Source organism: Gemmatimonas sp. UBA7669, assembly GCF_002483225.1.
Classification (GTDB): Bacteria; Gemmatimonadota; Gemmatimonadetes; order Gemmatimonadales; family Gemmatimonadaceae; genus Gemmatimonas.
On record NZ_DLHL01000053.1, the window covers coordinates 171,004 to 178,073 of the forward strand.

The following is a 7,070-nucleotide window of genomic DNA, read 5'->3' on the forward strand; positions in this document are numbered from 1 at the left end:
GTGCGCCTCACCTTTCTCGGCACGGGGACCAGCTTTGGCGTCCCGCAGATCGGCTGTCGCTGCGCCGTGTGCACCAGCGGCGATCCGCGGGACCGCCGCACGCGCTGCGGCGCCGTCATCGAAACCAACGACGGCACGCGGCTGCTGATTGATACGCCACCGGAACTGCGCCTGCAGCTGGTGGCGGCGGGTATCGGACATGTGGACGCGGTGCTCTTTACGCACGAGCATGCCGATCACATTCACGGCATCGACGATTTGCGGGCGCTGACGGTGCGGCGCAGCGGGCCGCTGCCGCTGTACGGCGAGGCGCCCACGCTGGACACGCTGCGCAGTCGCTTTCCGTACGTGTTTGACGCGGCGTTCCGTCCGCTGCCCGGCACCACGCGGCCCGAAGGCCTGCCAATAGAAGTTCGTGCCGGCGAGACCTTTGCCGTGGGGAATGTGGAGGTACTGCCGCTGGCTGTGCCGCATGGCCGGGCGTCGGTACTGGGTTTTCGCGTGGGCGACATGGCGTACATCACCGACGCCAAGGAAATCCCGCCCGCCAGCATGGCTGCGCTGCGCGGGGTGCGTGTGCTGGTGCTCAATGCCCTGCTGCGGCGTCCGCATCCCACGCATCTCTCCATTGCCGAGGCCATTGCCACGGCGCAGCAGGTGGGTGCCGAGCGCACGTACTTCACGCATCTCACGCACGACAACGCACACGCCGCGCTCGAGGCTGAGCTGCCGGCGGGCATCATGCCCGCGTACGACGGCCTCGTCGTGGATCTGGATCATTCGCCGTCACACGCTGTGTCATCACGGGAGCCCGCGTCATGAGTCTCAATCTCGACTTCACCAACATGATGGCCGCGGCCCTGCCCGCGGGGCAGGGCATCACGTTGTCTGAATGGGAGAACGCCGCGGCGCCGTTTGCTGCGGCACACGCAGCGGTGCATGCGCGCACGGACGACCTGGGCTTTCTCACGCTGCCGAACAACACGGCTTTGCTGGCGCAGTCGGAGGCCGTAGCCACGTGGGCAGACGGACGCTTCACCGATGTGCTGCTGCTGGGCATCGGCGGCTCGGCTCTGGGGCCGATTGCGCTGCGCACCGCGCTCTGCGCGCCGCAGTGGAACGCACTCACCGCCGAGCAGCGTGGCGGCAAGCCTCGTCTGCATGTGCTCGACAACGTGGATCCGGCCAGCATTGCCGCCGTGCTTGCGCGCCTGTCATTGGCCAACACACTGGTGCTGGTGGTGAGCAAGTCGGGTGGCACCGTGGAAACCATGGCGCAGTACCTCATCGTGCGTGAGGCGTTGGCCCTAGCCTTGGGTGAAGCCAAGGCCCGCGAGCACGTGGTGTTCGTGACCGATCCGGCCAAGGGTGCGCTGCGCGCCATTGCCAATGCCGAGGGTGTGCGCACGGTGGACATTCCGGCCAACGTGGGCGGACGCTTCAGTGTGCTCTCGCCGGTGGGTGTGCTGCCCGCCGCCCTGCTGGGCATTGATGTGCGGGCACTGCTGGCTGGCGCGGGGCATGTCACATCAGAGGCAGCCAACCCGTCACTCGGCAGCAACCTGCCGGGCGCCTTTGCCGTGCTGCAGTGGCTGGCCGATACCAGACATGGACGGCATGTGCAGGTGCTCATGCCCTACGCCGATCCGCTGCGTGATCTCGCGCTGTGGTTTGTGCAGCTCTGGGCGGAATCGCTGGGCAAGATCGGACCCGATGGCCGTTCGGTGGGTCCCACGCCGCTGCCGGCACTTGGCGCGACCGATCAGCACTCGCAGGTGCAGTTGTTCATGGAGGGGCCGCGCGACAAGACCGTGACCTTCGTGGCCGTGCGTGGTCGCACGCAGGAGGGCCCCATTCCCGCGCGGCACGCCGACATCCCCGAGCTGGGCTATCTGGCGGGTCACACGCTGGGCGAGTTGCTGGACATCGAGCAGCGGGCCACCGCCGGCGCCCTCGCGGCGCGCGGTCGGCTCAACGCCACGCTCACGGTGGACGCCGTGGATGCCTGGCACATGGGGGCGCTGATGCAGACCTTTGCGCTGGCTACGGCCTATGCCGGCGCGCTGTATGGCATTGATGCCTTCGACCAGCCCGGTGTGGAGCTGGGCAAGCAGTTCGCCTACGCCATGCTGGGCCGTGCGGGCAGTGAGGCCGCGCGTGCCGAGTGGGATGCCTTGCCGCACCCGGACCCGCGATTTCAGCTCTGAGGGGAAATCCCTCGCATTTTCAGGGGCGCAACCCTTGCCGTGGCCAACGGCCCGGTGGGAACTTACCCGGGTTCGCCCGCCCCATTCCCGACTCCTGAAATTCCCATGACGGCTACTTCGACCACTTCGGCGACGCTGCTCGGCGGCGCTGTTTCGGTGACCAACGGCACGGTGCAGGTGCACGATACCGCGGCCCTGGCCACGTCCCGCCTCGATCCGCTGGTGCATCAGGCCGTGTTCGGCTCGGACAGCGACAAGCGCTTTGCGCGCTGGCTGCTGTGGGAGATCGGACAAATCGTCGGCGTGCGGGCGGCGTCCATTCACGAGCTGTATCTGGCGCGTGGCGCGGGCAAGTGCGGGGGCTTCACGGTGCCCGCCATCAATGTGCGCGCCATGGCCTACGACACCGCGCGCGCCATTTTCCGCACGGCCAACAAGATGGAGGCCGGTGCCTTCATCCTCGAAATCGCGCGCTCGGAAATTGCCTACACCGAGCAGCGGCCCGAAGAGTACGTGTCGGTCATGCTGGGCGCCGCGCTGCGTGAAGGCTTCCGCGGCCCGGTGTTCATCCAGGGCGACCACTTCCAGGTCAACCACAAGAAGTACGCCGTGGATCCGGTCACCGAAGTGAACGCCGTCAAGGCGCTGGTCACGGAGGCCGTGGCGGCGGGCTTCTACAACATCGACGTGGACACGTCCACGCTGGTGGACTTGTCCAAGGCCACGCTGGCCGAGCAGCAGCGCCTCAACTACGAAGTCTGCGTGGACATCACGCGCTTCGTGCGCGCGGCCGAGCCCAAGGGCGTCACCATCAGCATCGGTGGTGAAATCGGCGAAGTGGGCACGGAGAACAGCACGCCCGAGGAACTCGAGGCCTTCATGGAGGGCTTCAACGCCACGCTGGCGGCAGAAGCGCCGGGCATGGCGGGTCTGTCCAAGATTTCGGTGCAGTCGGGCACCTCGCATGGCGGTGTCGTGCTGCCCGATGGCAGCATTGCCGACGTGGCGCTCGATCTCGACACGCTGGAGACGCTGAGCAAGATCGCCCGCGATCGCTACGGCATGGCCGGCGCGGTGCAGCACGGCGCGTCCACGCTGCCGGACGCGGCGTTCAACAATTTCCCCAAGCGGGAGACGGCCGAGATTCACCTGGCCACGAACTTCCAGAACATCATGTTCGATCACCTGCCGCAGGATCTGCTGCAGGAGGTCTACGCCTGGCTCGACGCCAACGCGAAGGACGAACGCAAGGCCACCGACAGCGACGCGCAGTTCTACTACAAGACGCGCAAGAAGGCCATCGGTCCGTTCAAGAAGAAGCTGTGGGCGCTGCCGGCTGAATTGCGCGCCAAGCTTGGGGCGGCCTACGATGCCAAGTTCGAGTTCCTCTTCACGCAGTTGGCCATTGGTGGCACGGCCAAGGCCGTGCAGCAGTTCGTGACGGTGCCGGAGCAGCGTCGGCCCTTCCCGGACGGCGCGTCGACCATCGTGGCCGCCCCCGACGACGCGGACCTTTCCGACTGAATCGGGGTAGGCAGTTGGCTGGTGGACGAACCAGCCAACTGCAGCTGGTGGATTCGTGCAGTGATCGTCCTGTAGTGATCGTCCTGGACACAACAGCACCGGAGGTGCGAGATGGCACGGGATTACGACGACGAGCGTCTGGTGGTCGTGGAGCAGGGCGGCGGAAACGGTGTGGGCATGCTCCTGCTGGGTCTGGCTATTGGTGCCGGCGCGGCGCTGCTGTTTGCCCCTGCCAGCGGCCGTGAAACACGGGAGCGGATTTCGCGTGAAGCGCGTCGCGCTGGCCGGCGTGTGCGCGAAGTCACCGACGAGTTCGGCGAACGGCTGGCCGACAAGGCGGAAGACGCGCGGGCCGCGGTGGATCGCCGTGTTGACCGGGCCAAGGGCGCGGTCAACTCACGCGTGCAGGCCGTGAGCGATGCGGTGGACGCGGGCCGCGAGGCGGCCGCTGAAGCGCGCCGAGACATTGAACGCGCGGTGGCGGATACCAAGCGGGCCTACTCCGATGCGCGCCGCGCGTACACCGACCGCGTGCGCACCGATGATGTGTCCACACGTGCCCGGCAGGAGCCACCCGCTGACGAGCATCCGGCAGAGGGCTGAGCCCTGGTGGGATATTGTCCGCCGCGTCTGGAATCAGGGCGCGGAGGACAACGTCCCGTTTCTCGCGGGGGGACTGGCGTTCAACATTTTGTTGGCGCTCGTCCCCTTCGTGTTGTTGCTGGTGGCCGGCCTGTCATTTCTGCTGGGCAACGAAACCGCAGAGGCGGCGAACACCGTCACGCGCCTCATTGAACGGCTGCTGCCCAGTGACGCGCCCATGATCACCGGGCTCGTGCGCGACATCGTGACCGACGTGCTGTCGACCCGCGGTGCCGTCACGATCTACTCGGCTATCACCTTCGCGTGGTTCTCCACGCGGCTGTTCGGTTCGCTGCGCAGCACCCTGGCGCTGGTGTTCGACAGTGGAGACCGCAGCATTGTCGTGGGCAAGGTATTCGACTTTGCCGCCACACTGGTCACCACGGTGGCCGTGGTGGTGTACGTGGTGTTCTCGGCCTATCTCGATTTGGCCACCACACGCGGCTTGGCGGTGTTGCGCGAAGTGGGACTTCGCGAATCGGCCATGAGTGGTGTGGGCTATCTGCTCGGCCGACTGCTGGCGGTGGGGCTGGTGTTTCTGCTCTTCTATGCGCTGTATCGCGGCTTGCCGCGTCAGCGGCCGGCGGTGCCGGTAGCGGCTGTGGGCGCGGCCACGGCGGCGGTGCTGTTCGAACTGGCTCGCCACGCCTTCTCGCTGGTGGTGCGCACCGCGAATCCCGGCTCGCTGTACACGGGCACGATTGCCGCCATTGTCGCCGTGGTGTTCTGGACCTACTACGGCGCCTTTCTCTTTCTCATTGGCGGCGAGACCGCGCAGGCCTGGGACCTGAGACGCCGTGAAATCGCGGCGCTCAAGCGTGCCGACTTGCCGCGCAAGCCGTCGCCAACTCCAGCTCCTCCCGCCAAGACCATTCGTGAGTCCCGCAAGCGTAGCTCCTGAAATCGCGTCCGAGTCTGTGCTGGATCTGCGCAGTGACACCGTGACGCGTCCGACGCGCGCCATGCGTGAGGCCATGGCCAACGCCGAAGTGGGCGACGATGTGCTGGACGGTGACCCGACGACCCGCGCGCTCGAGGCCATGGTGGCCGAGCGACTGGGCAAGGAGCGCGCGCTGTTTTTTCCGAGTGGCAGTATGGCCAATCAAGCGGCCATCTGGGTGCACACGCGACCGGGTACGGAGTTGTTGTGTGATGCCGAGGCGCATGTGTATCACTGGGAGATCGCGGCGGTTGCCGGACTCTGTGGTGTCCAGAGCCGGCTCGTACGTCCGTCCACAGGTGCGGTCATGCGCGCCGCCGATCTGCGGGCCACGCTGCGACTGCCCAGCATTCATGCGCCGGAGCCGAGTCTGGTGTGCCTCGAGAACACGCACAATGGGGCAGGTGGCGCCATCACGCCGCTGAACGAGTTGCGCGCACTGCGTGATGTGGCGCGCGAGGCGGGGCTGCCGGTGCATCTCGATGGCGCGCGGCTGTGGAACGCGTCGGTGGCGTCGGGCACAGCGTTGGCGGCGTTCGCCGATTGTGCGGACACGGTGGTGGTGTCGTTCAGCAAGGGACTGGGCGCGCCGGTGGGTGCCTGTCTGGTGGGTCCGTCAGATGTCATTGTCCAGGCGCACCGCGCGCGCAAGCGCTTTGGTGGAGGCATGCGGCAGAGTGGGGTATTGGCGGCGGCTGCGCTGCATGGCCTCACGCATCACCTCGAGCGACTGGCCGATGACCACGAGGCCGCGCGCGTGTTGGCTGCCGCGGTGGATGGCGCCGGTGGTGCGCGTGTGGTCCCGCCGGATACGAACATCGTGATGATTGATCTGCCGACGCCGTGTGGTGAGCAGGTGGTGAATGCCGCTGCAGCGCGCGGGCTGCGCCTGTCCATGTGGCATGCGTCACGTGTGCGCGCGGTGACGCATCTCGATGCGCCGATGGAGCGCGTGGTGCAGGCGGGGCGTGTGTTGGCGGAAGTACTGGAGACCATGTAATGCCGCCGGCACATGTGGGACGAACGCCGAGCTCGCATTGAAGTAATCACTTGACGGCATAGGGAACGTCAGGACATTATGGGTGTGCTAGGAATTCAAGAGGATCCGGTTGGTCGCGGTGTAAAGCGCAGCAACTCATTCATGTCAATCTGGAGAAACTTCAACATGGTCATTTTTCGGGGGGGGGGGAGACACCCTTCTGCGCTTCGTTGAGCCTCGTGAGCGGGGCAGCGCATGAGCCTCGCCCACGTCAAGCGCACGTTCGAAGACGCCGGCCGCGACGATCCGATGTATGCAGTGTTCACGGATCACCGGCGACGTGGCGGCAAGTGGGACCCCGAAGAGTTCTTCGCACACGGAAAGGGTGAAGTCGATCAAGTCATGGGCTACGTCCGCGGTCTGTCTCCCGCTCAACGCACGGCGGACGCTCTCGACTTCGGCTGCGGAGTCGGCCGGCTCACACAGGCGCTTGCGGAGCATTTTGACCGGGCAGTTGGTGTAGACATTTCGAGCACCATGATCGAAGCCGCAGAACGATTCAATGCTCACGCAGGTCGCGTGCGGTACGTGGTGAACGACCAGCCTCACCTCAGGCAGTTCGGCGATGCGTCCTTCGACTTTATCTACAGCAACATCACGCTACAGCATGTGCCGCCTGCTCCGGCGTTGGCATATGTGGCGGAGTTCGTTCGAATACTGCGTCCCGGGGGGCTCGCCGTGTTTCAGATGGGCATAGCAGGATGCTGAAAAAGCTGGC

At 66.1% G+C, this 7,070-nt stretch carries 7 protein-coding genes; all 7 read left to right on the top strand.

Annotated features, from left to right (window positions below):
- The 7 genes from B2747_RS16325 to B2747_RS16355 all read left to right on the top strand — a co-directional run bounded on the left by B2747_RS16325 (nucleotide 1) and on the right by B2747_RS16355 (nucleotide 7,060).
- Entirely contained in the window at nucleotides 1-822 is an 822-nt protein-coding gene (locus tag B2747_RS16325; protein ID WP_291163326.1) for an MBL fold metallo-hydrolase, read from the top strand.
- Nucleotides 819-2,207, top strand: a complete 1,389-nt coding sequence (locus B2747_RS16330) for a glucose-6-phosphate isomerase (RefSeq protein WP_291163329.1) — start codon at nucleotides 819-821, stop codon at nucleotides 2,205-2,207. Before B2747_RS16325 ends, B2747_RS16330 begins: the two co-directional genes overlap by 4 nt.
- Before the next feature lie 105 nt (nucleotides 2,208-2,312).
- Nucleotides 2,313-3,731: a class II fructose-bisphosphate aldolase gene (locus B2747_RS16335; protein ID WP_291163332.1), complete on the top strand. Its 1,419-nt coding sequence runs from the start codon at nucleotides 2,313-2,315 to the stop codon at nucleotides 3,729-3,731.
- Between the two features lie 111 nt (nucleotides 3,732-3,842).
- Complete coding sequence (locus tag B2747_RS16340; RefSeq protein ID WP_291163335.1) at nucleotides 3,843-4,334, top strand: YtxH domain-containing protein; 492 nt, start codon at nucleotides 3,843-3,845, stop codon at nucleotides 4,332-4,334.
- Nucleotides 4,288-5,274, top strand: coding sequence for a YihY/virulence factor BrkB family protein (locus B2747_RS16345; RefSeq protein ID WP_291163338.1), 987 nt, complete (start codon nucleotides 4,288-4,290; stop codon nucleotides 5,272-5,274). The genes B2747_RS16340 and B2747_RS16345 overlap by 47 nt, the downstream gene beginning before the upstream one ends.
- A gap of 16 nt (nucleotides 5,275-5,290) precedes the next feature.
- Nucleotides 5,291-6,313, top strand: a complete 1,023-nt coding sequence (locus tag B2747_RS16350) for a threonine aldolase family protein (RefSeq protein WP_291163347.1) — start codon at nucleotides 5,291-5,293, stop codon at nucleotides 6,311-6,313.
- Between the two features lie 234 nt (nucleotides 6,314-6,547).
- Entirely contained in the window at nucleotides 6,548-7,060 is a 513-nt protein-coding gene (locus B2747_RS16355; RefSeq protein ID WP_291163341.1) for a class I SAM-dependent methyltransferase, read from the top strand.
- The last annotated feature ends 10 nt before the right edge of the window (nucleotides 7,061-7,070 follow it).